Annotated in this window: 26 protein-coding genes; 13 read left to right on the plus strand and 13 right to left on the minus strand. The window is 49.5% G+C overall.

Features of this window, described 5'->3' with window-relative positions; translation table 11 throughout:
• Positions 1-502 precede the first annotated feature (502 nt).
• Positions 503-961 (plus strand): hypothetical protein, encoded by a 459-nt coding sequence (locus tag F454_RS0100825; RefSeq protein ID WP_018968722.1) that lies wholly within the window; start codon positions 503-505, stop codon positions 959-961.
• Between the two features lie 13 nt (positions 962-974).
• Here F454_RS0100825 and F454_RS15415 read toward each other — a convergent pair whose 3' ends face one another.
• Both F454_RS15415 and obgE read right to left on the minus strand, forming a co-directional pair.
• Complete coding sequence (locus tag F454_RS15415) at positions 975-1,349, minus strand: gamma-glutamylcyclotransferase family protein (RefSeq protein WP_083912830.1); 375 nt, start codon at positions 1,347-1,349, stop codon at positions 975-977.
• 48 nt (positions 1,350-1,397) lie between these two features.
• The gene (gene obgE / locus F454_RS0100835; RefSeq protein WP_018968724.1) at positions 1,398-2,462 is read right to left on the minus strand and encodes a GTPase ObgE; all 1,065 of its coding nucleotides are present in this window, start codon (positions 2,460-2,462) and stop codon (positions 1,398-1,400) included.
• Between the two features lie 230 nt (positions 2,463-2,692).
• Here obgE and rpsP point away from each other — a divergent pair, with 230 nt between their 5' ends.
• Complete coding sequence (gene rpsP, locus F454_RS0100840; RefSeq protein WP_026292619.1) at positions 2,693-2,947, plus strand: 30S ribosomal protein S16; 255 nt, start codon at positions 2,693-2,695, stop codon at positions 2,945-2,947.
• 187 nt (positions 2,948-3,134) lie between these two features.
• Here the strand turns inward: rpsP and F454_RS13700 are convergent, their stop codons facing one another.
• From F454_RS13700 to F454_RS0100855, 3 genes are all read right to left on the minus strand, one after another.
• Entirely contained in the window at positions 3,135-3,422 is a 288-nt protein-coding gene (locus tag F454_RS13700; RefSeq protein ID WP_033367065.1) for an RNA recognition motif domain-containing protein, read from the minus strand.
• A gap of 141 nt (positions 3,423-3,563) precedes the next feature.
• The gene (gene fdhD, locus F454_RS0100850; RefSeq protein WP_018968727.1) at positions 3,564-4,367 is read right to left on the minus strand and encodes a formate dehydrogenase accessory sulfurtransferase FdhD; all 804 of its coding nucleotides are present in this window, start codon (positions 4,365-4,367) and stop codon (positions 3,564-3,566) included.
• Positions 4,360-4,860, minus strand: a complete 501-nt coding sequence (locus F454_RS0100855; protein ID WP_018968728.1) for an MOSC domain-containing protein — start codon at positions 4,858-4,860, stop codon at positions 4,360-4,362. Before F454_RS0100855 ends, fdhD begins: the two co-directional genes overlap by 8 nt.
• A 134-nt stretch (positions 4,861-4,994) precedes the next feature.
• Here F454_RS0100855 and moaC point away from each other — a divergent pair, with 134 nt between their 5' ends.
• The 3 genes from moaC to dnaB all read left to right on the plus strand — a co-directional run bounded on the left by moaC (position 4,995) and on the right by dnaB (position 8,468).
• Complete coding sequence (moaC, locus tag F454_RS0100860; protein WP_018968729.1) at positions 4,995-5,477, plus strand: cyclic pyranopterin monophosphate synthase MoaC; 483 nt, start codon at positions 4,995-4,997, stop codon at positions 5,475-5,477.
• Positions 5,478-5,511: 34 nt separating this feature from the next.
• The gene (locus tag F454_RS13705; protein WP_018968730.1) at positions 5,512-6,921 is read left to right on the plus strand and encodes a B12-binding domain-containing radical SAM protein; all 1,410 of its coding nucleotides are present in this window, start codon (positions 5,512-5,514) and stop codon (positions 6,919-6,921) included.
• Between the two features lie 89 nt (positions 6,922-7,010).
• Positions 7,011-8,468 (plus strand): replicative DNA helicase, encoded by a 1,458-nt coding sequence (gene dnaB, locus F454_RS0100870; RefSeq protein WP_018968731.1) that lies wholly within the window; start codon positions 7,011-7,013, stop codon positions 8,466-8,468.
• 41 nt (positions 8,469-8,509) lie between these two features.
• Here the strand turns inward: dnaB and F454_RS0100875 are convergent, their stop codons facing one another.
• The 5 genes from F454_RS0100875 to F454_RS0100895 all read right to left on the minus strand — a co-directional run bounded on the left by F454_RS0100875 (position 8,510) and on the right by F454_RS0100895 (position 13,659).
• Complete coding sequence (locus tag F454_RS0100875; RefSeq protein WP_018968732.1) at positions 8,510-10,543, minus strand: ATP-dependent helicase; 2,034 nt, start codon at positions 10,541-10,543, stop codon at positions 8,510-8,512.
• Between the two features lie 5 nt (positions 10,544-10,548).
• Positions 10,549-10,974, minus strand: a complete 426-nt coding sequence (locus tag F454_RS13710) for a tetratricopeptide repeat protein (protein WP_018968733.1) — start codon at positions 10,972-10,974, stop codon at positions 10,549-10,551.
• Between the two features lie 3 nt (positions 10,975-10,977).
• Entirely contained in the window at positions 10,978-11,934 is a 957-nt protein-coding gene (locus tag F454_RS0100885; RefSeq protein ID WP_018968734.1) for a cation transporter, read from the minus strand.
• Between the two features lie 44 nt (positions 11,935-11,978).
• The gene (gene fmt / locus F454_RS0100890) at positions 11,979-12,944 is read right to left on the minus strand and encodes a methionyl-tRNA formyltransferase (protein ID WP_018968735.1); all 966 of its coding nucleotides are present in this window, start codon (positions 12,942-12,944) and stop codon (positions 11,979-11,981) included.
• A gap of 82 nt (positions 12,945-13,026) precedes the next feature.
• Positions 13,027-13,659, minus strand: a complete 633-nt coding sequence (locus F454_RS0100895; RefSeq protein ID WP_018968736.1) for an adenylate kinase family protein — start codon at positions 13,657-13,659, stop codon at positions 13,027-13,029.
• Between the two features lie 218 nt (positions 13,660-13,877).
• Between F454_RS0100895 and F454_RS0100900 the strand changes: the two genes are divergently transcribed.
• Positions 13,878-14,546, plus strand: coding sequence for an acyltransferase family protein (locus F454_RS0100900; RefSeq protein WP_276199761.1), 669 nt, complete (start codon positions 13,878-13,880; stop codon positions 14,544-14,546).
• Positions 14,547-14,582: 36 nt separating this feature from the next.
• Positions 14,583-14,894, plus strand: coding sequence for a hypothetical protein (locus tag F454_RS0100905; RefSeq protein WP_018968738.1), 312 nt, complete (start codon positions 14,583-14,585; stop codon positions 14,892-14,894).
• Positions 14,895-15,214: 320 nt separating this feature from the next.
• Here F454_RS0100905 and F454_RS0100910 read toward each other — a convergent pair whose 3' ends face one another.
• Positions 15,215-19,960, minus strand: coding sequence for a M56 family metallopeptidase (locus tag F454_RS0100910; protein WP_018968739.1), 4,746 nt, complete (start codon positions 19,958-19,960; stop codon positions 15,215-15,217).
• On the opposite strand from F454_RS0100910, the gene F454_RS16455 reads away from it, so the two are divergent.
• Positions 19,959-20,150 carry a hypothetical protein gene (locus F454_RS16455; RefSeq protein WP_018968740.1) on the plus strand — a complete coding sequence of 64 codons (192 nt, stop codon included), beginning with the start codon at positions 19,959-19,961 and terminating at the stop codon, positions 20,148-20,150. The genes F454_RS0100910 and F454_RS16455 overlap by 2 nt on opposite strands.
• A 51-nt stretch (positions 20,151-20,201) precedes the next feature.
• Here F454_RS16455 and F454_RS0100920 read toward each other — a convergent pair whose 3' ends face one another.
• A complete protein-coding gene (locus F454_RS0100920) occupies positions 20,202-20,585 on the minus strand; it encodes a BlaI/MecI/CopY family transcriptional regulator (RefSeq protein WP_018968741.1) in 384 nt (127 codons plus the stop codon).
• Between the two features lie 271 nt (positions 20,586-20,856).
• On the opposite strand from F454_RS0100920, the gene F454_RS0100925 reads away from it, so the two are divergent.
• The 3 genes from F454_RS0100925 to F454_RS0100935 all read left to right on the plus strand — a co-directional run bounded on the left by F454_RS0100925 (position 20,857) and on the right by F454_RS0100935 (position 22,295).
• On the plus strand, positions 20,857-21,330 hold the full coding sequence (locus F454_RS0100925) for a hypothetical protein (protein ID WP_018968742.1): 474 nt from the start codon (positions 20,857-20,859) through the stop codon (positions 21,328-21,330).
• Between the two features lie 76 nt (positions 21,331-21,406).
• Entirely contained in the window at positions 21,407-21,811 is a 405-nt protein-coding gene (locus F454_RS13715; protein WP_018968743.1) for a hypothetical protein, read from the plus strand.
• 25 nt (positions 21,812-21,836) lie between these two features.
• Positions 21,837-22,295: an MEKHLA domain-containing protein gene (locus tag F454_RS0100935; RefSeq protein ID WP_018968744.1), complete on the plus strand. Its 459-nt coding sequence runs from the start codon at positions 21,837-21,839 to the stop codon at positions 22,293-22,295.
• Here F454_RS0100935 and recO read toward each other — a convergent pair.
• Positions 22,292-22,825 carry a DNA repair protein RecO gene (gene recO / locus F454_RS0100940; RefSeq protein ID WP_018968745.1) on the minus strand — a complete coding sequence of 178 codons (534 nt, stop codon included), beginning with the start codon at positions 22,823-22,825 and terminating at the stop codon, positions 22,292-22,294. The two genes, F454_RS0100935 and recO, sit on opposite strands and share 4 nt — an antisense overlap.
• A gap of 90 nt (positions 22,826-22,915) precedes the next feature.
• Between recO and F454_RS0100945 the strand changes: the two genes are divergently transcribed.
• Together F454_RS0100945 and F454_RS0100950 are read left to right on the plus strand one after the other, a co-directional pair.
• Positions 22,916-24,139, plus strand: a complete 1,224-nt coding sequence (locus F454_RS0100945; RefSeq protein ID WP_018968746.1) for an LL-diaminopimelate aminotransferase — start codon at positions 22,916-22,918, stop codon at positions 24,137-24,139.
• A gap of 175 nt (positions 24,140-24,314) precedes the next feature.
• The gene (locus F454_RS0100950; protein WP_018968747.1) at positions 24,315-25,535 is read left to right on the plus strand and encodes a 4-hydroxy-3-methylbut-2-enyl diphosphate reductase; all 1,221 of its coding nucleotides are present in this window, start codon (positions 24,315-24,317) and stop codon (positions 25,533-25,535) included.
• Positions 25,536-25,584: the final 49 nt, after the last annotated feature.

Here is a 25,584-nt window from a genome sequence, read left to right on the forward strand (position 1 = left end):
TTAAATCTGGATGCACCCACAAGCAAGTCTACAGTCTGAAAATTTCAGGGAACGCTACAATATCCAGCGTTGATCCAGTAAGCGCGTGTGGGCATTTCTTTTGTGTTCTTCTGCTTGAATCAGCAGCACGAGATTGTAGCGAAGAGCTATTTGACCGCTTGAGACAGGTATCACTGGGATCTACTTAGAGTGAAAATCGATCTGTAGCGCATGATACAGTAAATTCCTTATATTGCTTACAGCAAGCAACTCACACTGATAACTTCACACAATGTATGTAATACGTGGTGATGAAGTCGATGCGCACCCTGTGCGTTGTGTCTTATCATTTTCGGGATGCATTCCCTTTCGCTTGACCGTGCTTTGATGCTGGATGTTAATGGCGCTGTATATGACACACTGGAATCCATTGAAACGCGTTGTAAGCAGGTCCACCTTAGCTCTGCTTGCCGTCACCACCCTGAACTCGTGTGTGAATGGTTTTGGTATTGGCGCTTCAAATATGGGAGGAGCCAATATCACTCCTGAAATCCGTGCGGCACAGATTGCAGCCGAATCACCAGGTGGATATTTCTACGGGCGTCGCTATTTCGTGAACAAAACACGTTTCTGGGGTTACTTGAGATCTCCTCGTCAGCCATGGGCTCAATCGAAGCTCGTTGTCATGAATGAATCCCTGAAGTACACACCAGACCGCCTACCTGAATCCGGCGACGCACGTGGCAAGCATGGTATGGATCAAAACCACGAATATAAGGTGCACGGCCGTTACACTGGCCGCAAAGTATACGACCCTGCCACCAATCTTTTTTTACCCGAGTTTCGAGCGAATCGATTTGAGCTCGTGAGCACATCACCAGGCTGGCTGTTCAAGCCTGAAGACTATTACAGCCCTGACCGTGTGACGCTGGTGAATGCCTCAGTAGGCACACAAGCTGGCTCGACCAACACCATCCCTTAGCACCAGGATGATACTACTGCTTGAGCCAGTCCCCACTTGGAATGTGAGACTCTGCGGCGACTGTGTCGATGTATTCCCAGATAAAGACTTCGATGTCTTCGCCTGTTGCATCAAGGGTTGCCGCGCACTTGATGCGTCTGTATTCGCTACCTTCGTACGCATCTAGTTTCTGCAAAAGCGCCCTATCGACTTCGTAAACTTCGCCAACAACACCAGTTGATAGTGAGCACTCATTGGGCGCTATCAATTTGATCCCTGGGTACCAATCAACGCGATAGAGCTGCCCGGCAACTGTAGCCGAGCCAAGCAGTAAAGCTCCTTCCATCCGGAAGGAATTGGAAGCACCCGATCTCAGGGTGCCGTAGACGAATACTCTTAGCGTGCTCATAGCCCCATCATGTCACCCAAACGCTGGTGTGATTCTGAGCAATTTGCTCTAAAGGTCCTTCTTTGAGTGCTGATGGTAGCTGACCGTCTCTTCAAGATAGTCACGCAAGGCTTCAAGGCCCTCTTCCGTATCCGCGGATATTGGGAAAGTAGGCACTTTAGGGAATCGTTGACGGAAATTTTGGAGGTTTTCTTCAGCGCCATCAAGATCCATTTTATTGGCCACTACGACCCATGGAAACTTTGCAAGATCTTCATCGTACATCTTCACTTCAGTTCTTAGGACCTGAAGGTCTTCAATTGGGTCTCGCCCATCAAACCCAGCCATATCGACAACGAACAGCAAGGTGTGACAGCGCGTGATGTGACGTAAAAACTCGTGTCCTAGCCCACGGTTCTCATGAGCTCCCTCAATGAGACCAGGGATGTCTGCGACGGTGCAGCGGCGGAAGCCTGGGAACTCAACAACCCCTACCGTCGGCTGCAGTGTCGTGAATGGGTAGTTACCTACTTTAGGAGCAGCGGCTGATAGTTTACCCACAAGCGTGGATTTTCCTGCATTAGGGAAACCGACCATGCCTGCGTCTGCGATGCGACGTAGCTCAAAATAATAGACTGATTCATCTCCTTCGGTACCGAGGGTGTGCTCCTCAGGTGCGCGGTTGGTGGATGTTTTATAATGCCAATTCCCCTTCCCGCCCTTTCCGCCTTGGCAGAGCACGAAACGATCACCAGGTTTCGTGAGGTCCACCACTGGGTTTAGATCAATCCCGTTGTCACTGCGTTCCATATCGACCGCATCTTTGATTGTGAGCGCTGGGCTTTTGTAGATCACTGTGCCAGGAGGAACCTTGGCAATGATAGTCTTGCCGTTTTTACCGTGTTTGCGAGCACCGGCACCATGTGCGCCACCTTTAGCAACAAGCTTTGGGTCGTAGAAGAATTCTCGTAAATTGTCCGTGTGCGGGCTGCACTCAATGATGATATCGCCGCCGTCACCGCCATCGCCACCATCGGGACCACCTTTCGGAAGGTATTTTTCACGACGGAAATGCACGACTCCATTACCGCCGTCACCAGCCTTACAATACACTCGAACATTATCTACAAACATGACATTAACTTTCTAAAAAATTCTACAGCTTCGGGGGTGGGACGCAGATTCATAGCAGCAATTCGCTATTCATCAACCAACAATCGATGCAAAACATGGCTTTTTATCCGATAATCAACGATAAATCATGGTTTTATGAAGTTTACCCTTGGCAAGTAGCCATCCTTTGTGCAGCTTCCCCGCACCCGCCGACCCATCCTGGGAAAGCGTTTATCAAATAACATTATATTATTATGGTAGCACTCAGACTAAATCGCCAAGGAACAAAAGACCGTCCTTACTACAAAATCGTTGCTGTTGACAGCCGTAAGCGCCGTGATGGCCGCTACATCGAACAACTTGGAGTTTATAACCCAATGACTGAAGGTACTAACTTCAACATCGACCTCGAAAAAGCTGAACAGTGGATCAAGAATGGCGCTCAGCCATCTGATACAGTTCGCAGCATCATCAAGAAAGCCCGCGCGGCTGCTCTTGAAGCGTAATCTGGGTTAACTCAACAGATTTTTTAAAGCCACTCTCATTCAGAGTGGCTTTTTTGTGTCTGGGTAACTCTCCATGCTGGTACGCACACCATTGTGATAAAATAAAAAAGTGCAGCATGATTCTGCTGCACTTTTGAGTGACTATACTAAATGTATAACGCGGCGGAGAGTGCCGCTAGCTCGATGGCTACCAACGATCACGACCGCCGCCATTACCGCGGTTGTCTCTAGGTTCGCGTGGGCGCGCTTCGTTTACTTTCATGTTGCGTCCATCCAACTCAACACCGTCGAGTTGCTTGATCGCTTCTTGTCCTGAGGCGACGTCATCCATCTCCACGAAACCAAAGCCTTTAGAGCGACCTGTTTCACGATCTTCGATGACCAATGCTTTAGAGACGGAACCAAATTGCTCAAACATCTCTCTTACTTCCTTATCAGTTACCTGATAGGACAAGTTTCCTACGTATATATTCATATTCTTACTGTTCTAACGATGCAAAAATCACATCGCCAAGATCCCTTGGTAACACTAATTCGGAGGATAGCTAGATAAAATCAAAAATATCTGAAGATCAACAGCTTGGGAGGTAATCACACACGCAGCACAGTTCCCGATTCAAGCACCCGCAATCAAAACGCGCTGAGGCGCACTGTAGCAATTAAAACTAGGCGGTCTAAGAAAACCAATCAGGGTCTGACCACTTTCATGCGCAAGCTCGACCGCTAAACTACTAGGTGCAGAGATGGCTGAAATGATTGGCACTCCAAGAGCAAACGACTTTTGAATCACCTCAAAAGATACTCGCCCCGATAGCTGGAGAATAGTGCGGCTGAAGTCGACCGTCTCGCTGGCCCCCCATCCAATCACCTTATCAATGGCATTATGACGCCCCACATCTTCGCGTAGTGCTAGTAAGTTGCCATCTAGATCGAACAGGCCGGCTGCGTGAAGGCCGCCGGTGGATGCAAACACTCGCTGCGCATCACGCAGGCGAACAGGTAGTTGAAGCAACACCTGAGCGCAGACACTCGCATCACTCATGACTACGGGATGGTTTTGGCGAATGGAATCAATACTGGCCTTGCCGCAAATGCCGCAGGACGAGGCAGAGTAGAGGTTGCGCTTGAGTCGCTGATGGTCTACCTCGACATCATCACCAAGAAAGACCAAAGCATGGTTTGGGGTGTGCTCTAAATCAATGCTATCAACGGACTCTAAGTGATGAATGATTCCTTCAGTAAGCAGGAAACCTCGCACTAGGTCAGCATCATCTCCCGGAGTACGCATCACCACTGCGATTGGGCATCCATCGAGTGTGATTTGCAGCGGTTCTTCAGATGAAACGGCATCGTCTCGTTCTTGAAGTAGCCCCGAGTGATACTTATGAATGGCAACTTGCTTACTGCGTTCGTTAGGCATCTGCAAGGTCTCCTATCATTGTGAGTTCCGCTGGTCCGAGATTGAGCACGCCATCTATTAAAATACGCGCACGCAAGCCTCCCCTTCCTTTGAGGAATTCTTCTGCGCCCTCTCGCACGGCTTCATCCATCCAAAAACAAGGTGAACATTCGCCTGATCCAGTCATTTCGACTCCATTGATAGCAAAGCGTTTGCCGATAAGGCTGTTGAGATCAACCCCTTCGATGATCACATTGCGGCGATACGACGAGCTAGGCACCTCGGGCATGTCAGCAAACTCACAGACCGCCTGATGCACAGACTGATCGAAAAATGTGATTTGCCCTTTGTAGTCGGGCTTAAAATCGAAAAATCGATCACCTTCAATCCCCTTGCCAGCCACCAGACTTAACGACTCTTGGGGAACTATCGCGTGGTCGAGCGATCCTTTCCCATATCGGCCAAAGTAATTGTGTCCTGGGGAGATGTAGAGTTCCTTGATGGTGACTTGCATAGTGGTGAAGCTTCGTGGCTAGATACTTCATTCCACAATGGCTGGGCGCCATCCTGATCTGGTGCCCATCGAGGAATCTAGAATCAAGCCGGATTGTTATTGTCAGCCCCACTTATCTATCGCCAGACTCAGCTATGCAACCATTTACTCACCTCGATGCAAACGATCAACCTGGTATGGTCGATGTCTCGGATAAAAATACCAGCAAGCGCACCGCCATCGCCGAGTCCACCATCACCCTAGGTTTGGAAGTGATGAAGCTGATGCAGGACGGTGAAATCCAATCCAAAAAGGGACCAATCTTCCAAACCGCGATCATCGCCGGCACCATGGCTGCCAAGAAAACTTCCGACTGGATCCCCCTCTGCCACCCGATCCCACTAGAAAGTTGTAAATTCAACATCGAGGCGATCAACGAAACCCAAGTCCGCGTGCTCTGCACCTGCATCACCACGTCGCGCACCGGCGTCGAAATGGAAGCCCTCACCGGCGCCTCAGCCGCCTCACTCACCGTCTACGACATGTGCAAAGCCGTGAGTAAAGCGATCACCATCGAGCAAACCAAATTGCTCAAAAAGACCGGCGGTAAGTCGGATTTCAATCTAAGTAATGAGTAGCAAGTAGAGAGTTAGACATCCTTAGTCTCCTAAGATGAAATTTAAATTCATTCTCCCATCGCTGACTGAGGCTGAAAGCCCCATGTGGAGGCCCATCAAGTACTCTCTATTCCCTCCATTAGGCCTGGCAACCCTAGCGGCGTATCTCCCAGATGATTACGAAGCTGAAATTGTCGACCAACATGTTCAAAAAATAGACATTTCCGACACTCCCGATGTTGTTGCCATTGAGGTATACATCACCAATGCATACCGAGCCTATCAAATTGCTGACCACTATCGAAGCAAAGGCGTCATGGTTATTCTAGGCGGATTACATGTGACCTCATTGCCAGACGAAGCCGCGAACCATGCAGACAGTATATTCCTAGGTCCAGCTGAAGAATCATTCCCTAGATTCCTAAAGGACTTAAAAAACAACAATGTTGCTAAAAGTTACACATCGCACAGCAGAACACTAGTTGGTGTCCCGCCGATTCGCCGAGATCTAATCCAGCGCAATTTGTATTTAGTGCCTAATTCAATAGTAGTGACGCGTGGCTGCCCACACCACTGCAACTTTTGCTACAAAGATGCGTTCTACACCGGTGGTAAATCGTTTTACACACAACGAGTTGACGAAGCATTAGCCGAAATTGATAGGCTACCAGGCAGGCATCTCTATTTTTTAGATGACCACATCCTAGGTCACCAACGCTTTGCTAGAGACCTCTTCTCGGGCATGCGTGGAATGAATCGCGTTTTCCAAGGTGCAGCCACAGTAAATTCTATCCTTGATGGTGACCTCATCGAACGCGCAGCAGACGCAGGGCTCCGCAGTATATTCGTTGGTTTTGAAAGTCTCTCACAAGAAAGTCTCCAATCTAGCAATAAACGTCAAAACCTAGGACGTGACTACGAAAAAGCTATCAATCGATTGCATGATCTGGGAATCATGATCAATGGCAGCTTTGTGTTTGGTCTAGATGGCGACACTCCGAATGTATTCCAACGTACGGTCGATTGGGCAGTGAGAAACGGTATTACCACATCAACATTTCACATAGCAACACCATATCCTGGGACGGGCTTCTATGAACAAATTAAGAGTGCGGGAAGACTAACTACGAGTGATTGGGATTTATTTGACACGCGTCATGTCACATTCAAACCACTCGGCATGACACCAAAGCAACTGAAGGAAGGTTATGATCAAGCATATCGTGATTTTTATTCTTGGAGTTCTATCATTAACGCAAGCTTCACCCATGGATCTGCTAAGCACCAACTCAAGCATTTCTTCTACACAAGTGGATGGAAGAAGTTTGAACCTCTATGGAATGCCGCAATTCAGCTGAAGCGACTCAATCAAATGACTCCCGTGCTGGAAGCCGTGCTTTCAAAGGTTACAAAGAATCAGACAAGCTCTTTAATCACCACTCAACATGGTGTAGCTAGTGACTAACAGGCCTTCTAACTACGGGTCGAGATCTAATCCAATTTTATCCTTCCATGTGTTGGGAGAGTGGTTAAATTGCGAGCACCTTTTCACCTATGCAGACGGAGCAATACAAGACCAATAAGACCCCATATCAAAAGAACTCCAACGAGCCCCCTGAGTTACTCAAGGCCCCGAGGATGGATGATGTGGAGGCTATGGCGGCTCGTTCCCTGCCGAATGCGATTGGACCAGAGAAGTCCTTGCTATCCTCGATGCTTCAGGACCCTGCTGAATACGTGATGAAGGCTGAGGAGATGGGGCTCACTCCAGAGCACCTCTATCATCCATCGCACCAAACATTGTACCGGGTGATCAAAGAAATCTCTGACGGCAGTGGTGCGATCGAATTGGTGTCTCTCACCCAGAAACTCATGGATCAGGGTGTGTTGGAGAATATTGGTGGTGCAGCAGCCTTAACCGAGATTTACACCTACGCCCCCACCGCCGCGCACTTTGAACACCACTTGGGAATCGTCAAAGACAAGTACATCCTGCGCAATGTGATTTCATCATGTACCGAGGCGATCACTCGCTCTTTCGAAGATCAAGAGGAAGTGGCTTCGCTCTTGGATGAAGTCGAGCAGAAGATTTTCGCCATCCGCGAGGGTGCTGACATCGAGCAAGCCCCCACAGTCAAAGAAGACATCAAAAAGGTCCTCGATAACTTTGAGCAATTTCTTGCCGACGGTGGCGCGCCGATGGGGATCAAGTCGGGCTACAACCAACTCGACACGATGTGCAATGGTTTAAAGTCCGGTGAGATGTTCGTCATTGCCGCCCGTCCGTCGATGGGTAAGACATCCTTTGTGATGAATATCATCGAGCACATCTGTCTGGATGCGAAGATGCCGTCGATGTTCTTCTCATGTGAGATGACTTCTGAGCAGATTGTCCAACGTCTCTTATTTGCGCGTGCTCGCTACGCGATCACCAACTTACGTAATGGGTTCAAACCAACCAAGTCTGACCTTTTGCGCATCAAGAATGCCGCGGAAGAAATTGCCACCTCCAAGCTCTTTATCGATGACACCGCAGGTATTTCCATCTCCGAACTACGTGCTAAGGCACGACGCAAAAAGAAGGAAGAAGACATCCAAGTGATCGCGATCGATTACCTTCAGTTGATGAAATCGACCTCGAAGCAGGCGCAGAACTCACGTGAACGTGAAATTGCTGAAATTTCTGCCGGCCTCAAGGCATTGGCCAAAGAGCTCGGAATTCCGATTATTGTACTGGCGCAGCTCAACCGTGGACCTGAAAACCGTGGTGGCACGCCGAAGATGTCTGACCTTCGTGAATCTGGGTCGATCGAGCAGGATGCCGACATGATTGGACTGCTCTACCGTACTGCCTACTACGCAGAAGATCAGGAACAACGTGATGCCGACGATGGCATTGCCGAGCTCAACCTAGCCAAGAACCGTAACGGCCCAACCGGCTCTATCCCCCTCACCTTCATCAAGGAACTCATGCGCTTCGAGACAAGATCCTTTGAATCCGAGCCGGAGTAAACACTGGAGCACCCACACCCATTGAGCGTGTGGGTTTTTTATTACCATTCGGTAGAGCCTTGGACTTGCCATTCCTCGAGTAATTCAGGAGGGACGTCCTCAAAGAATCTGGAAGGATTCACCACGTATTCGCCAGTGTAGCTGCGCGGGTTCGTCATCGGATAGCACAGATAGAGTTGGTCTTTGGCGCGGGTGAGAGCCACATAGAATAGGCGTCGTTCCTCTTCAAATTGTTGCCAATCATCGGTCTCCATCACTCGCTGGTTGGGGAACATTCCATCGGCTAGCCAGATGATGAATACCGCCTTCCACTCAAGCCCTTTGGCTTGGTGAATCGTGCTTAGGGTGATGGATTCTTCATCTTGCTTTGCTTGCTTATTTTTACCATTTGGCTGCCCGTCGACCGAACTCATCAATGCGAGCTGGCCCAGAAACTCATCCACCTCAGTGTAGCTTTGGGCGTATTGCATCAGCTGTTGGATGTCCTGCTTGCGTTGCTCGTAGTTGTCAAAGCTATCGCGCATGTAGTCATCGTAGACTCCTTCGCTGATGCTGTAGATCATGTCATAAGGTGATTGATAACCATCCCGCGTCACGAGCTCGTCGAGTGTGTAGCAAAGTTGTTCCCACTGACTGGCAGCTTTTTTAGGAACCTTGAGTTCGAGTAGGTACTCAGAAAATGAGAGTGGCGGGTCATCGTGTTGAGCCACTGGTAGATTGAGCCAAGCTTGCCACAACTTTTGAGCACTCACAGCGCCAATCCCTGGCAGCATCCCAACCATTCTCTTGAATGAGATTTCATCTCGCCGGTTCACTACAAAGCGAATGAACGCGGCGACGTCTTTGACGTGCGCCTGCTCAAAGAATCTTAGCCCTGAGGTGATTTGAAATGGGAGATCGCGAGCGGTGAACTCCATTTGCACTTCCATTGATTGGTAGTGCGCACGATAGAGGACAGCAATCTCGCTCATTTCGAGACCCTCACCAATCAATTCTTCGATGCGTTGAGCAACGAAGTTTGACTGCGCGCGCGGATCGGATACGGGAATGACGGCTGGTGCCATGGAGCCAATTTCGCGAAAAGCGCTGAGTTCCTTGGGGATTTGCTCTGTGTTAGCACGAATCGCTGCATTCGAGAGCTCTAAGATCTCTGGGCTGGATCGGTAATTTGTTTCAATCTTGAAAACCAAGGCGTCCGGGTACCGTGCATGAAAATTCAAGATATTCTGCATGTCTGCACCACGCCACGAATAAATAGACTGCGCGTCGTCACCAACTACCATGAGGCTGTTGGATTCCCCTACCAACTGATCAATCAAAGCACACTGGATGGCATTCGTGTCTTGGTATTCATCCACCAGAACATAGCGGAACTTCCTCTGATAAAGGCTTCGCAGGTCGGCATCCTCCCGTAAAAGCTTCAAAGTTAAGATCAACAGGTCATCGAAATCCATGCTGTTGGTCTCAAGCTTCTTCTTTTCATAAGCTCGCTGCAGTCCAACAATTTGGTCTAACCATTCATTAAAATAATCGTAAGACTCCTGAATGATCTTCTCGATGCTTGAGCTGGTATTCTGAGCGAGGCTGAAGATGGTGAGAAGGACATCAGCCTTCGGGAAACGGCGGTTTTTCGTGTCAACATCGGCATTTTTGACCAGCTCGCGCATCATCGATTTCTGATCATCACTATCGAGGATGGAGAAGCTGCGGGTGAAGCCAATCTCATCAGCATGGCGGCGGAGTATCCGATTGCAGATAGAGTGGAAGGTCCCACCCCAGAGCTCACTGGTGTCTTGAGGAATGAGCTCCTTCACACGTTCTAGCATCTCACGTGATGCCTTGTTAGTGAAGGTGAGCAATAAGATATTCTTGGCTTCAACTTGTTGATCGAGCAGGAAAGCCACACGGTATGTCAAGGTGCGCGTCTTGCCACTCCCAGCACCCGCGATAACCAGGGCGTGCCCTGGCGGTGAAGTGACAGCTTCGTGCTGCTGCTCGTTCAATTCAGCCTGATAGTCTATACCAGAACTGCCTGATTGCGGGGGTTTAGAGGTGAGCTTGTATTCGCGTGCCATCGCGACTACTCTGATGCTTGTTTTGCAAATTTCAAGTACTTGGAGTGCTCGCCTTCGAAGAATTCCTTACCTTCGATCTCAAAGGCTTTACAGAGCAAGTCTGCGGCCAGACCCTCGTTCTCTAACTCAAGTGCGCATTGTCCACGGCGTAAGCACAGGTAAGCATTGTCGGATGCAGTGGGATCAAGCTCAAACACTTCATCAAATTTCTCCATCGCCTCAGCGAACTCATCTTGCTCAAAGTGGTTGTCTCCCATATTGGAGAGCAGCCAGACGTAGGCTTTCCACTCAGGCTTTGGTTCAGGAAGTTTTTCAAAGACGGTATAAAGATCTCGGTTGGAGGCATGGTAGCGTTCCTCATCCTGAGCCTCAACCGCTCTATGGCAGAGACTTACAAGTTCAGATTTGAGTGGTTCGTCTAAATCTTTCATAGCTTAAATATCTTCTTGTTTCACTTCTGCAAAGGCGGTCTTTGATGTGAAAATCACTTCGGCCATCGAAGACCCCGTGACCTCCATGCAAACCTTTACAACTGTTGCACGAGCTTCGTCAAGGGCATCTACCCCCACCTTCCCGTGAGGCAATACGTGGGCAATGCAATAATGCCCCCTCCCCATTTTCGTCATTTGAAAATCAATCAAGTCAAAAGCTTCATATGCCTCGGTAGAAAGGGCCGTGTCTATCGCTAGGCGCACTTCCTCGACATTGTCTGCTGGGCACGACTTCCCTGATATCTCATCGAGGCTCTTACGCAGCAAGGAGGCCGGAGTTCCGACTGCCACGATGCAGAGGGTGATGACGAGAATGGAGTCGGCTATTGGAATTAATCCCGCCACAGCTGTGTTGCCAAGATACTGCACCCCAACGAGCACCACCCCAGCCACCGCTGACATTGCGCCATCAATGATGGCCGCATAGCGTTCTGCTGCGAGGATTTCTGAGTTCTTCTCGGTGCGAACCCAAGCTTTATGGTAAATGGCGGCCATGCTGAAGCAAATCACAACCATCATCACAGAATACACCATGATGGGCCCATGCAGTATTGCCTCCACTTCACCGCCCTGGGCATATTGGATGATCTTGTCAGCCGCTCCGAGAACAGCGAAACTCAGCACGCCGAGGAGTACGAGCGACCTAAATAAAACGTAGAGTGTCTCATTGGCGTAATACCCGTATGGAAACTCAGGATTTGGATTGCGTGTGATTTGTTTGGATACATAGCCAGCTACTAGGATAGAGGCTAGGTTTACCATTGAGAAGAGCCCGTCGACGAGCAAGGCGTCGGAACGCGATATTTCGGCCGTCACCACACCAGCTAGACCCATGATTGAGTTGCCTATGATGGCATAGCGTAGCGCCTTGCGTTCGATGTCTTGGTGATCCGTATTCACTCAATCAATGTAACAGGCTTGCAGTATTGTGCTAGTGTTATGTCTCAGCCTAAGCTCGCACCGTTGCATACTAATCCACCTCGGATGAAATCGCTAGCTGACATGGCTTTTTTACCCTCTACCTGTACCGTTTGCAGCTGAATGCACTGACCATCACCACAGTGAACATAGAGTTGGTCATGCTCGATAGTGACTAAGCCTGGTGATACCGCGCCTTTAGTATCCTGACACAGCGAGACTGGCGGAAAAATCTTCAATCGTTTCACCTTCCCCTTGGTGTCGGTGAATGAGGTGGAGGTGCCAGGCCATGGATGGTATGCGCGTACACGTCGCTCAATCGCTGCCGCATCTCGGCTCCAATCAATCTCACCATGCTTGCGTAGCAATTTTGGCGCATAGTTCGAGAGTGCTTCATCTTGGGGTTCTCGGCCAGCGGAACCGTCAAAGAGATGCTGCAATGCTGACAGCAAGCATTCAGGCCCATCTTCAGCGAGCCTGTCATGTAGCTCGCCGCCAGTGATGGAAGCAGGAAGCGCGAATGGCTTACGCAGAATCACATCTCCTTCATCGAGTCCCTCGGTCACGTGCATGACGGTCATGCCAGATTCTGCATCGCCTTGGTCGATGGCAGCTTGGATGCAGGACGCGCCACGGTGCTTAGGCAGCAAACTTGCGTGTAGGTTGATGATCGCCACATTCGGGATCTCTAGCAATGCTTTGGGTAGAATTTGGCCGTAGGCCATCACCACGATCACATCGGGCTTCAAGCTGCGAATGAGTTCAAGCTCCGCCTCTTCTTTGACTTTGCTTGGTTGGAATACCGGAATGCCCAGCTCCTCGGCTATCACCTTCACCTGTGGCGGAGTGAGCACTTGTTTGCGTCCGACGGGTTTATCAGGCTGAGTGATCAGAGCCACGGTCTCGTAGTTAGTATCTGCTAAAAGTGCTTTGAAGCTTGGGATGGCGATATCGCCAGTAGCCATGAAGAGGATGCGCTTGGTGTCTGCCATTTTGTTAGCTTAGTTGTAGTCTGCGGGATGGGACAAAAAAAGAGCTGCCGTGGCAGCCCTTAAGAACTCTATGAAGTGCGACCTAGATCGAGACCTTATCCATCTCCTTGTAGATTGGCAAGGTGATGATCTTGTTGATGATGTCGCTCATGACCTTGATCGGTTGTTGAGTGGCATCAATGTCGGTGCGAATGGCCTCTGGGTAGAAATCTAGAATCGGCTTGGTCTCTGCCTCGTAAGTGCGAATACGGTCTTCAATAACTGCATCTGAAGCATCATCCATGCGGTTCTCGCGGAGTGCACGCTTGCGCATACGACGGGCTAGCTCAGAACGATCCGGGCATGAAAGATGGAAGATGTGCTCTACCTGAATGTATTCTTGAAGAATCTCAGCCTGTTCCACATTACGCGGGATTCCATCGAGGATTAAGATGTCTGTCTCAGGGAAATACTGATTCCCCTCTTTCCAGGTGTTGATTTGAGCCTGCCAGAGTTCAATCGTGAGTTCATCGGGAACCAATTGACCTTTGCTGGAGTACTCTACAAATTTTTGACCAAGCTCGGAACGAGTGTCTAGTGCTCTGAAGACATCGCCACACGCACAATGGAAGAAGCGGGGAACCATGCCTAGTGCTTTACCCTGGGTTCCTTTGCCAGAACCAGGAGCACCAAGTATCAGTATTGCTGGGCGTTTTTTGTTGCTCTCGTTTGCCATAGGGCGCGCATCGTAATGAGAATCGCCTAGAGGGCAAGCTGAAATCTAGGCTCAATTATAAAAATAATGCTCTCCAATCGATCATATTGCGGATGACACACGATGACACTCGTAGGTGATAGACATCACGATTAGATTGGTAAATATAGTATCAACTCCTGTAAAATTCAGCAATTACGACTAGAAAATCATCACTTAAAGGAACCCGAATCACCGAAATCGAAGGGCTCCGTGCAGTGCTCGCGCTGTGGGTATTCTTCTGTCACGTCATTCTCTACTGCGGCTACCCACGCGTCTTGCCAGGGCCGATCGAGTTCTTCCGCGCCGCCTGGCACGCGCTTGATGTTTTCATCATCATCGCAGGTTTTGCGATGTGGTATGCGCTTGATCACAGCAACGACAAATACTTCCGCTACCCAGGCAAACGCTTCTTCCGCCTATTCCCCTTGATGTTCTTACTATTCCTCGTCGCCATCCCCATTGCCAAGCTTGAGATGGAAGGTGCTGCAATTCTTGGTCAGACCGCATCAGTCGCCCACATCCAGTCGTGGTTCGACTGGATGTGGGCGCACATTGGCCTTCACGCAGTCATGCTCCACGGCGTCGTCCCCAAAGCCAGCTCCCCATCGGGAGCACCCTGGGCATTCTTGCCGCCAGCATGGTTTGTTTCCAACGTCTGGCAGTTTTACCTGGTGGCGCCCTTCATGTTCATGTTGAACAAGTCACAAGCCAAGTTTATCACCCTAGGTTTCGGCTGTGCCGCCATCGTCTGGTTCCGCCACTACCTGCCACCCGTCGGCACTGGCGCCTTCCTACCATTCCACATCGAATACCTCTTCATCGGTGCGTGCTCCTACAAGCTATTCAAACTCTTCGCCGGCCACTAATGGCGTATCCCCTTCCCGCTCACTGGCTTCGCACTCATGACCACCTTGTTGCTCTTCCCACAGGTCAAAGACATCTTCCTTTGGGATGATCTCGACCTCAACAAAGACCACTGGTGGTTGCCGCTGAGCTTCTGGGCGATCTTCTTCTGTGTGGTGCTCGATAGCCACTTTGGCAAACTCGATTGGGTGTCGAAGACGCTCCGCTCATTCCTCAACTCAAAAGCCATGCAATGGGTGGGAACCGTTTCCTACAGCTTTTACCTCGTCCACGCACTCGCCCTAGCCGCGCCGCTCTTCAAGTATGTTGAACTCGGCGGCGCCAAGCTCGGTAAAAAAATCATGGGGTGAATCGGTGCGGGAAGCATAGCTTCACCGCGACCGGGTAGAAAGTAGTCAGTAGAAAGCCTCATTCAAATCCAGAGTTAATATTCTAGATTTACCCCCCCTAGCTTTTATCTATCCGACCACAGCGTGGTCGCAGAAGGTAGCCCCGAGTCGAGCGCAGTGAACACTCGGGGTCATGTGATTAGGAGAAAAGCCGACTCTGGAGGAGTCGCAGAAAGAACGCGCTCCCCATCCCCGCGCCCCACAGTCACCACCAAACAATAGAAGCTTTGGTGAAACCCAGGATTCCTCCGGATGAGCACCCTAGGTTTTCCGCTTCCAGACTACTTCTTCACCTTCTCCATCACGATGTCTGGCACTTCGGTGGTTTTGCCTTCACGGATTGTGAAGAACTCAGTCCCATTTTGTCGCATAGCATTTGATTTCGAATAGGACACTTGAAGTTCAAACTCTCCAGTCGGCACCCCATACATTATGAACTCGCCCTTTTCATTAGGCTCAGCCCACACCAACCCCGAAGTCTCGTCCAAACCATCCAAATTCTTATATCGTATTCTTGCTGATTGAACTGGCGAGCCCTGCTGATCCACAACCCTTCCTTTTACGGTTCCTCCGGAAGTCATCTTCAGCTTAAACTCATACACTTCACCTGGCTTTGGAGTGAACGGTTTCGAAAATGTCGCCGCTAAGGTTTTCTTCCATGAGTTGGTAGATTCATACGCACAAACCTGCACACTCTGGCCGACCAATTTGGGCAAGAATCCAGAAAATTTTCCATCTTCCTTAACTAGGATACTGCGGTAATTCCACTGCTTCGTGTCAGCGATGTAACCAATAGCTAGGCTGCTATGTTTTACACCATCTGGAACCGTTACTACCCCACTGACCTGGGCTCCTTTTTCGAGAAGGATCACTTTCTCAAAGGTTGTCTTCTTTAGGCAAAAATTAAGGTTCGCCAGATCACCTGTATTGGTATGTTTACTTATGGGTATCTCAGCGAAATAGGCTGATTGGTAACATTGAAAATGGGTATCAGAATCCAGCCAAGCTGGTGAATTGCCTACAATCGGACGAATATTGTACCTGTTTGGCAACAAACCAGTAATTGAAATCTGTCCATTCTCATCGGTGTGTAAGATATTGTTTTTATTATCTCCATCCCACCCAGCAATAGCCGAGTGTTCAAACGTACCAATCCAAAATCTCAATTTCATAGGTAGACCCACGATTGGCTCCATAGTCTGAATATCTTTAAACGTGACCTTCAGTTGTGAAGCTTGCTTAAGTGAAGGTCTAAGACTGACCGTCTCGCCATGCTCCACTATAAATGAATGCCTAATGATGTGCTCATCACTCATTGAAGCCTCTAATGTCCACGCACCAGGTTCGACTAAATGCTCAAAATTACCATATTCATCAGTAATCCCAGTGACACCCATTTTATCTCTAAAGTAAGGACCTCGCCGAAGCCCTCCTTCGGTAGCCATTTTATACTCCAATACGTAAGGATGAAATTTTGCAGGGCTTCCGTCGGCCTTGAGTAAGGTTCCTTTGCAGCGTGACGAGTTGTCTAACTGGACGATAAGCGCCCCGTTCTCCAAATACCTTTTCGGTAGTAGTCGTGTGGCATATCCAGGGGCGTCAACTCGAAATTCACCCAACCCATGTATATTGTCGAAGCTCACGAGACCATCTGTATCGCTGACCTTACGGTGGTCGACGATATTTCGCGTAACAACTTCCTGATATTGCTCAGTAGATTCAAACCGTTGATGGAGGTGATATTCATGAAGGAAAGAAGGGATCTCGTCTTTTCTGCCAGCTATTCTAGCCCCCTCGATCGGCTGCCCTTGGCCATCCACAATTTTGAGATGGATCCAGTGCTTTTCTACTTTCTCAGGCCACTCAGAAATTCCATGTAGTGAGTTAGTGATAAATTCCTCGTAGGTCGCTCTAAAAACTTGGGGTTCCTCCAGTGAGTTCACAAAATGAAAGATTCCACCTTCTGATGTTTTTCCGAATATTTCTAACCCAGAGTTTTCTGGATTTGCTACGCGGCCACCATACCTGAATGTCTGTAATCTCTCTCGATCAAACCTAAGGCCAGTTTCGGGGTTGACGCTAAAGTATGCAACATCGCGGGCTCCATTTTCATTGGAATGATCAATCATTCCTTGGCCTGTAGCTAGGTCCACAATTGTAGAGTAGTACCAATCAACAATTTTGACTTCGTTACCATTGAGGCCGTAACATTCGGTCAGCGGTTGGCCCAGATCTAGCTCAATCAATTCAGAAGTGTCTGCGCTAAAGTCCTTAACCCAATCCTTGCCTGTTGCATCCTTGATCCGCACTTGATAATCACATCCATCGACCACGGGGATTTCGAACAGTCCATCAATTGACGCCTTAAACTCAGTGCGGTCTATAAGGTGGCCATGGAGAATCATGGAGCAATTTAATTCTTTGACTTCACACGCTTTTCCATTGAGTAGCACCTTGATCTTCTGAAGTGAGACTTCCTTCAATTCTAGCTGCATGTGCTTGCTATCCACGATCGTAGGAGCACTACTCCATTTGCCATCTTTTGATTTAGCGAAGACACTGCATTGAACTGCTGATGGAAGTTTCGCTGTGAACTGTGCATCCTCCACTACAGCATGCAAATAATCTGTAGAAATTACGACTCTATCGTTCGTGAGAGCCTTCACATGGACAGTGCCATCGAATTTGCTAATCTGATCAGGCAGCACGAGCTCACCTGTCATTCCCTCCATAGCTTGAGGCTCAACCCAGAGCTCTATCGAACGCCCTTTAGCCGTACGAGGAGTACTTATAGTCAGAGCACTGTATTTACCTTTCGAATGGGAAACTCTCTCAGAAATCCAGCACTCACTAGGCTTCGGTCTAGCCGCACATCGTGCCATCGTCCTTGGGTGCATCCTAAATTCCACACGTCCGTGAGCATCTGTGTACTTGTATTGATCATTAGGATGGTAACCAGCTTGAACCTCGCCGAAGGCGTAGGGTTGACCATTATCTTTACGGAGTACTTGCACCCGGAGCGGCACGCCTTGAATCGCAACCAGATCACAACCTTGTTTTTGCTCGGTGGGCTTCAGCTTGAAGGTGTACTCACCGTCTAGCAAAAGCTTCGAACTGTGATGCAGAGTGATCTTCCACTCGCCTTTGCTTTTGCTCTTACCTGAGGTGCCATTTTGATTTTTCCCATAGAGAGCTGGAAATTCATAACGGCCATTCTCATCAGTGGTCGCGAACCAATTCACCGATGCGTAGTCAGTAGCTTGAGCCTTGAGTGTGACGTTGGCTAATGGCTGACCTGCTTCATCATGCAGACTTCCTGATAGACTGGCTCGTGGATAACAATAGGTGGTATCGTTCGCTTTAACACCGATCCATTTCCAGTCTCTTGCCAAACTGGTCTCCGAGTGCTCAATCATAAATCCACACTTGGCTGGCGGTAAGTTGTCGATGCTACACTCGCCATTTTCATCGGTGATTCCTACACAAATCCCCATGTCAACACTGCCTCGAAAGTCCGACTTAGAATAGTCACTAGACATATTTTCTAACTTCGCTGGGTAATCCTGCAAATAGCGGAGATAAATCTTAGCGCCGGCAAGCGCCCTAGGTTCCAACGTATTGCCATCAGGATCTGTGAAACCCTTGGTTTTGACGATGAATTGGTGGCTCATTGGCTGATCTAGATAGACATCTAGCTCTTGTGAGGAACCCTGGGTTCTCATGCCGACATCAAAGCTAGGGTTCTTAACTTTAGCACAGCCAACGGCCCAGTCGGAATGCGTGGCCAGCACATTGTAATTATCTAACCACTTGTAGCGCTCTCGGTACTTAAATTTCATTAATCCCTCAAAGCGATAGCTTCCATCTGCGGCAGAGGTCACCTCCTCGACCACACCAGCATCTATCGGAATAGCATCTTTGAAATTGTCATAATAAAGCACGACCTTCGCTCCCGCAATGGGGTTGCCGTCGGCGTCTAGGATCTTTCCGTGCGGTGCTGGGATTTCTACGAACTCTGGGAGGGACTCAGGGTTGAGGTCTTCATTGAGATCGGCAGCTACTGGCATGAAACACAGGGCGCCTACGAGCACTAACAAGGCGAGCTCGCCTAGGGTGGCGCGGAGCCTGAAACCACGCAGTTGCGCCTTGGGATTGAGCATCGCTTGGAAGCGACGCAACATCGGAGCACCTTTGGTTTTCGCTGCCATCGCGAATGCTTTTTGCTGGGATTCGCCGAGCTTGAGCAAAGCCTCGGCATACACCTGGGGTGCCTCGCTGCGCTCCACCGCCATGGCATCGCAGAGTTCCTCGCGAACTTGGCGCAGCTCGCGACCTACCACCCAGACGAGTGGGTTGAAAAAGAAGATGGTTTCGACCGCACGTTGCAGGATGTTGAAGAAAAAGTCGTGGCGGCGGATGTGTGCGAGCTCGTGCACCAAGATCGCTTCCACTTGCTGCGGGCTCAGGTTATTGAGCATGCCAACTGGCACGAGGATGACTGGCTTGAGCCACGACACCACCATCGGTGAGTGCACCCTAGCAGATTCTAGCAACTGCACTTTTTTTAGGTAAAACCCAGCCTGCGCCTTAGCCAGCAGAGCTTGCATTTCAGCCGACACTGGTGCCGCGGCACGCTTCAAGGCGCGCAATTCCCAAGCACCAAAACACCAACGCAAAGCCAGAACGATGACCCCCAGCCCCCAGAGCACAGCAATCCACAAAGAATGCGCCTGCACCCATCCACGGACATTGCCCAACAAATCAAAACCTAGGGTACCTTCTGCAGTCGAAAGCTCATTATCACCATGATCTCCATGAACACCCTGGGTTTCAGCATCAGCCTGCTGGATCAGCACCCTAGATTCTGAGGCGGGAACCTCAGCATTCACAACACTCTCCGAATCCGTCACCGCAGAAAACCCAGGGCTCTCGGTAGACTGCAGCACTTCTAAGTCTTCACCAACTGCAGCGCTTTGCCCGACAGAGTCGGCAACGGTTTTTTCCACTAGCACCTCGAAGGGCTTCATGAAGGGTTCGCTTAAAAGCAAAGCACCCAACAAACAAGGCACAAAACTCAGCTGCGCCAGCAACAAGACCCCATACTTCAACGACTTCGATCGCAGCAGCGCCGCCACCAATAAGCCCACCAAAACCACCGCCGAACCCAGCAAAGCAGCCAACAACAAAGCCCAACACCACGTCGCGACATGGTCGTAAATCAAATGCTCAAACATCTTTCTAAAATCTAACTACCAACTTGAGACTCCCCTACTTCTTCCCATTCTTCTCCTCAATCTGATCCAAGAGGTCGCGGAGCTGCGCGACTTCGTCGTTGCTGATTGGTTTGGAATCAATCGCCTTCATGGCGAACTCCGCAGCTGAGCCTGACGTGAGTTTGTCCATCCACTGCGAGAGCAAGGAAGTCTGGGTTTTCTTCTGCGAAACCAAGGCACGGTATCGATGTGGTCGCTTTTCGCAAACGCGCTCGATGAGTTGCTTTTCCTGCATGATCTGCATGATTTTCAAGGTTGTGGTGTAGCCCTTAGCCGCCGCCAAATTCTCGTGTACCTCCTTCACCGTCTGCTCTGCTTGCTGCCATAGCAGGTTCAAAACATCTAACTCACTATCCGTTGGTGTAGGCTTCTTTCTCATTACGAACCAATTCGTACTACGAAATAAATCGTAGTCAATGGTTTTTGTTAGTGATATGTTAGAATATTGCTTTGATGTTGTGTCTGGAAAAGTGAAAACGATGGCAGAAAAATTCTTCTTTATCGATGGCATTCCTTAATCTAGAGTTTAATTATGAGTTCAGCAGGAACAATTCGAAAGTCCGTTGGCCGCCCTCTCGAATCGCTCAGTCCATTTCAGAGGCTCGAACGTCTGCGCCAAAATGCGGCCCCATTCATCAAGAACAAACGAAATGACAGCACCCATCGAGTCCTCATTCGAAAAACTGTTGGTACTGCTCGTTAAAAACAGCATTAAATTTACCACGGTTGATGGGATTGCGGTTTGCTTGAATGGCTACGTCCGACTGACAGAAGATGTCGATATTCTAATAGCAAAAGACAAATCTAACATTGAAAAGCTTATTGAAGCTCTTAGTGGTTTTGGAGAAGGTTTTGCTTCTGAACTTGAGGTGGGTGACTTCACTGATGAAGAAGGAGCTATTCGCATTATAGAAAGTGTGGAGAATTGCCAGATCAACATTTTCGTGAGAATGCGAGGATTACACCTTGAGGATTTCAGAGAAGACATTCAATATTTCGAAGCTGGCGACACCACAGAAATCCCCTATTTAGGCTCAAAGAGTCTTATTCAGTTAAAATCAGGCACAGTTAGAGAGAAAGATAGAGTTGATGTCTCAGTGCTTGAAAGTATGGGTGAACAATAAGTAGTGGAGCACTAGCAGTGCGACCAAGGATCTTAGCTATTGCTAGTTTCCTAGAATTGATTTCAAGTAATCCCATATGGCAAAAGGATTCGACACCCACCAAGCGCGGCTCAATGAACTGAACTTATTTGGCAAGGACTTGGCGCGACGCGCGAAATCAAAATGTGAACTCAGTGGCGAGTCAGGAGTTCCATTGAAGATCTATGAAGTGGAACCGGTGCCGAAGGAGCCTGAATTTAAGCATTGCGTGATGTTGTCCGAGCTTGTGATCGAGCAATTGCAAAAGCCAAAGAATATAAATGCTAAGACTTGGCGCGGCATCCTACCAGAGCTTGTGTGGTCGGAGCTAGAGGTGATACAGGTGCTAGCCATCCGCTTGCTGCGGCACATTGCTAGAAGTGAAGCTTGGGCGCAGGAGGTGCTGGATGAGGCATTCATCGATGAGACCACTCTCGAGTGGGCTGATAAGTGCCCGCTCTAGCAATTAGATATCCGAGGACGATTTCATGTCAGAAAATTACAACTCACCAGAGCTTGAATCACACGCCGAGTTGCTGCAATCGAGCTTTAGGCGTCTACTCGGTCGTGATTTGGTACGCAGTTCTCCCCTTTCCACAGCCACAGCGATAGCAAGCTCGCAGGTGGCTATTTTGTCCCATGGCACGGAAAGCGACCCGCAATTCAATTATGCGAACCTGGCTGCGCTTCAGTTATTTGAAACCACTTGGTCTGATTTAATCGGCACTCCTTCCCGGCATTCTGCCGAGCCAGTGACCGAAGCGGAACGTGATGCCTTGCTCAAGCGGGTGACTCTGCATGGCTTCATCGACGACTATCAAGGGGTGCGCATTTCCGCTAAAGGACAACGCTTCATGTTGCTAAACGCGATCGTTTGGAACCTATTTGATGAGCTTGGATCCTACCACGGCCAAGCCGCCGCGCTTTACGAGTGGCGGATGCTTTAGTCACAGACGCTATCCCTGCATTGTTTCCGCAGTATGGGTAATTTACCAAAGGCGTCCTCAAGGGCAAGATTCGCACGGCGCCGCCCATCCCACACGCCGGTGCATTTAGCGAGTTGCTTTTCAAAGTGGTCGAATGCCTTGAGATTGGCCTCCTCCACACTGACATAGGCAAGCGCGCGTTTTAAGAGGTCAAAGATTGCGTCGTCGCAGACCCCCTCCTCTAGCACATGACTAACAAGGGCGCTAAAATAACTGGCCATGAGAGTTTTTTTGTAATCCCCCCGCAAGCCTTCAAAACGATTCTCAACGCGCAGTTCTCTCAGCCCGTGTAAGTCCGAGCGGGTGCTCTCACTCCATTGAAGTTCTGCTAGGTAAAATAAATCAATATTTCCAGCGAAGCTGCTTTTAGGTCTTCGAGCCCCTTTGGCCACCGTTCGCACCAAACCAACACCATCGACACACCAGTTCACAATCAGGCTTGTGTCGCTGAGTTTTGTGAGGCGGATAATGATCCCCGTGGCATTGTGCATGTGGCTTAGGTTAGGGCTGGAATTGTAAATCTCAAATCCCAAATTCAGGCCTTGCACTTTTCAAGCATACTAGCCAGCATCCTGGCCGTTATGGCACGTATCAATGATAACTTTCTCAAACTTAAGGCTGGGTATCTTTTCCCAGAAATTGGCCGCCGTGTGGCTGCGTACACCGAGGCAAATCCAGACGCCGCACTCATTCGTTGTGGCATCGGTGATGTGACCGAAGCACTCCCGAAGGCTGTTCAAGACGCAATGCACAAGGCGGTGGACGAGCTTGGTGATCGCGACACTTTCCGTGGTTACGGCCCTGAGCAGGGCTATGCCTTCCTCCGCGAAGCTGTGGCGGAAAATGCTTTTGCTGACCTCGGCATTTCCGCCGACGACATTTTCGTGTCAGATGGTTCAAAGTGCGACACTGGCAACATCCTAGACATCTTTGGCCCAGGCAACACGATTGCGATCACCGACCCAGTGTACCCAGTATACGTGGACACCAATGTCATGATTGGCAACACTGGCGAAGCTGATGAAGCTGGCCGCTACGAAGGCCTTGTTTACCTTCCATGCACTGCGGAAAACGATTTCGTTCCTGCCATCCCAGAAGAGAAAGTAGATATCGTCTACCTTTGCTACCCGAACAACCCAACTGGCGCCTCCGCCACGCGTGAGCAACTCCAGGCATGGGTGGACTACGCGCTTAAAAACGACGCCATCATCCTCTACGATGCCGCCTATGAAGCATTCATTCAAGATGCAGACGTTCCTAGATCTATCTACGAAATCGAAGGAGCTAAGGAATGCGCCCTCGAGTTCCGTTCCTTCTCTAAGAATGGTGGCTTCACTGGCGTACGCTGTGGTTACATCGTGATCCCAGATTCCGTATTCGGAACGACTGAGTCCGGCGAGAAAATCAGCATCAAGCAACTTTGGAGTCGTCGCACGTCTACTAAGTTCAATGGTGCATCGTACCCAGTGCAACGTGGCGCAGAAGCAATCTTCTCGCCAGAGGGTAAAGCTGAAGTTGCTGCTCTTGTGGAACATTACATGGCCAACGCGAAGCTCCTTCGCGATGCGTGCACAGAACTCGGCCTCGAGGTCTTTGGTGGTGAAAATGCACCGTATGTATGGGTTGCTTGTCCAGAAGGCCTGACCTCCTGGGATATGTTCGACAAGATGCTCCAAGAAGCGAACGTGGTGATCACTCCAGGCTCTGGCTTCGGTGCTGCTGGTGAAGGGTACTTCCGCATCTCGGCATTCAACTCACGTGCCAACGTTGAGGAAGTCTGTAAGCGACTTAAAGCGCTTCTCTAAAGAGAAAAAGCACTATTCAAGCAACTCAGTCAGGCGAAGCTTCCATAGCTTCGCCTTTTTTTGTCCCTCCACACGTTTGTCCACTTAAAGGAGCGCTAAGATCTTTAATCTATCTGCATGAGCGCTACGCAGCTTGCAATTTTAAATCCATCCCCTACAGTGCGGACTCAACACTATGAGTGACCCGAAACCGAAACAAAAGCGCAAGCGTATCAATGTTCGTCGCCCCGATGTGATGGAGAAAGTTCAGGCTGAAGTCCAGAGGCATTACGAATCATCCATCGTTGAGAAAATCCGCTCGAATGATGGATCAATCACAGTGGGAAACACGACCATCAAATTGGCTCAACAATTCGGTTTTTGTTATGGAGTGGAACGCGCAATCGACCTCGCTTATGCCTCTCGCAAGGTGTTTGAAGAGAATAACATCTATCTCATTGGTGAGATCATCCACAACCAAGAGGTCAACCGCCAACTACAAGACATGAACATCGTCTCACTTCCTTGGAAAGAAATGGATGAGACATACGACCGCCTGGGTGAGGATGATGTGGTGATTGTGCCAGCTTTCGGCGCACCCACTTCCTATATCGATAAAATTGAAAGCCAAGGAGCTGCGATTATCGACACCACCTGTGGTGATGTGATGAAAGTGTGGCGTCGAGTCCGCGGCTATGCCAAGCAAGGCTACACCTCAATCATTCACGGCAAAGCGGGTCACGAAGAAACGCGTGCTACCGCATCCAGAGCTCTTGGTGACGCCAAGGATGGACACTACATCGTGATCCTCACCTTGGATGACACCGACTTCCTTTGCAGTTACCTCACCGGCCAGACCACTGCTGAGGCACTGATGGAGCGGTTCGGGCATGCCACCTCAGATGGCTTTGACCCGAAGAAACACCTACAGAAAGTTGGCGTGGCAAACCAAACTACCATGCTGAAAAGTGAAACAGAGGAAATTCAACGCCGCGTCCACACCGCCATCAAGGAACGCGACGGTTCATCAGACAACTTCCAGTTCTTTGACACGATCTGTGGAGCCACGCAAGAGCGCCAAGATGCACTCTTTGATATGCTTAAAGGCCACATGGATGTGCTCCTCGTAGTGGGAGGCTACAATTCATCCAATACTTCTCACCTAGTAGAAATTGGACAAGAGGAACTCCCTACCTTTTTCATCCAGAACTCCGACCGACTCACCTCCTTAGAAGAAATTCTTCATTTTGATCTCGAGGAAAAGTGTGAAGTAACCACAGAACACACCAACCTTCTGGATCTTAGCAAGCCGGTGACCGTGGGCATCACCGCTGGCGCTTCATGTCCGAACAATCTTATTGAATCAACAATCAAGCGAGTGTTCGAACTTCGCGGTGTCGATTCCGCAGATATTTAAGCTGCCATTCTAAACCAGATCTAGCGACCTGGTAGAAAATGTTAGCACA

Origin of the sequence: Rubritalea marina DSM 17716 (assembly GCF_000378105.1) — a bacterium.
GTDB lineage: Bacteria > Verrucomicrobiota > Verrucomicrobiia > Verrucomicrobiales > Akkermansiaceae > Rubritalea > Rubritalea marina.

Bases quoted from the DNA above. Each gene is read 5' to 3' on its own strand.
- F454_RS0100825 (WP_018968722.1), top strand. From the start codon at position 503: ATGGGAGGAGCCAATATCACTCCTGAAATCCGTGCGGCACAGATTGCA.
- F454_RS15415 (WP_083912830.1), bottom strand. From the start codon at position 1,349: ATGAGCACGCTAAGAGTATTCGTCTACGGCACCCTGAGATCGGGTGCT.
- obgE (WP_018968724.1), bottom strand. From the start codon at position 2,462: ATGTTTGTAGATAATGTTCGAGTGTATTGTAAGGCTGGTGACGGCGGT.
- F454_RS13700 (WP_033367065.1), bottom strand. From the start codon at position 3,422: ATGAATATATACGTAGGAAACTTGTCCTATCAGGTAACTGATAAGGAA.
- fdhD (WP_018968727.1), bottom strand. From the start codon at position 4,367: ATGCCTAACGAACGCAGTAAGCAAGTTGCCATTCATAAGTATCACTCG.
- F454_RS0100855 (WP_018968728.1), bottom strand. From the start codon at position 4,860: ATGCAAGTCACCATCAAGGAACTCTACATCTCCCCAGGACACAATTAC.
- moaC (WP_018968729.1), top strand. From the start codon at position 4,995: ATGCAACCATTTACTCACCTCGATGCAAACGATCAACCTGGTATGGTC.
- F454_RS13705 (WP_018968730.1), top strand. From the start codon at position 5,512: ATGAAATTTAAATTCATTCTCCCATCGCTGACTGAGGCTGAAAGCCCC.
- dnaB (WP_018968731.1), top strand. From the start codon at position 7,011: ATGCAGACGGAGCAATACAAGACCAATAAGACCCCATATCAAAAGAAC.
- F454_RS0100875 (WP_018968732.1), bottom strand. From the start codon at position 10,543: ATGGCACGCGAATACAAGCTCACCTCTAAACCCCCGCAATCAGGCAGT.
- F454_RS13710 (WP_018968733.1), bottom strand. From the start codon at position 10,974: ATGAAAGATTTAGACGAACCACTCAAATCTGAACTTGTAAGTCTCTGC.
- fmt (WP_018968735.1), bottom strand. From the start codon at position 12,944: ATGGCAGACACCAAGCGCATCCTCTTCATGGCTACTGGCGATATCGCC.
- F454_RS0100895 (WP_018968736.1), bottom strand. From the start codon at position 13,659: ATGGCAAACGAGAGCAACAAAAAACGCCCAGCAATACTGATACTTGGT.
- F454_RS0100905 (WP_018968738.1), top strand. From the start codon at position 14,583: ATGACCACCTTGTTGCTCTTCCCACAGGTCAAAGACATCTTCCTTTGG.
- F454_RS16455 (WP_018968740.1), top strand. From the start codon at position 19,959: ATGAAGGGTTCGCTTAAAAGCAAAGCACCCAACAAACAAGGCACAAAA.
- F454_RS0100910 (WP_018968739.1), bottom strand. From the start codon at position 19,960: ATGAAGCCCTTCGAGGTGCTAGTGGAAAAAACCGTTGCCGACTCTGTC.
- F454_RS0100920 (WP_018968741.1), bottom strand. From the start codon at position 20,585: ATGAGAAAGAAGCCTACACCAACGGATAGTGAGTTAGATGTTTTGAAC.
- F454_RS0100925 (WP_018968742.1), top strand. From the start codon at position 20,857: ATGACAGCACCCATCGAGTCCTCATTCGAAAAACTGTTGGTACTGCTC.
- F454_RS13715 (WP_018968743.1), top strand. From the start codon at position 21,407: ATGGCAAAAGGATTCGACACCCACCAAGCGCGGCTCAATGAACTGAAC.
- F454_RS0100935 (WP_018968744.1), top strand. From the start codon at position 21,837: ATGTCAGAAAATTACAACTCACCAGAGCTTGAATCACACGCCGAGTTG.
- recO (WP_018968745.1), bottom strand. From the start codon at position 22,825: ATGCACAATGCCACGGGGATCATTATCCGCCTCACAAAACTCAGCGAC.
- F454_RS0100945 (WP_018968746.1), top strand. From the start codon at position 22,916: ATGGCACGTATCAATGATAACTTTCTCAAACTTAAGGCTGGGTATCTT.
- F454_RS0100950 (WP_018968747.1), top strand. From the start codon at position 24,315: ATGAGTGACCCGAAACCGAAACAAAAGCGCAAGCGTATCAATGTTCGT.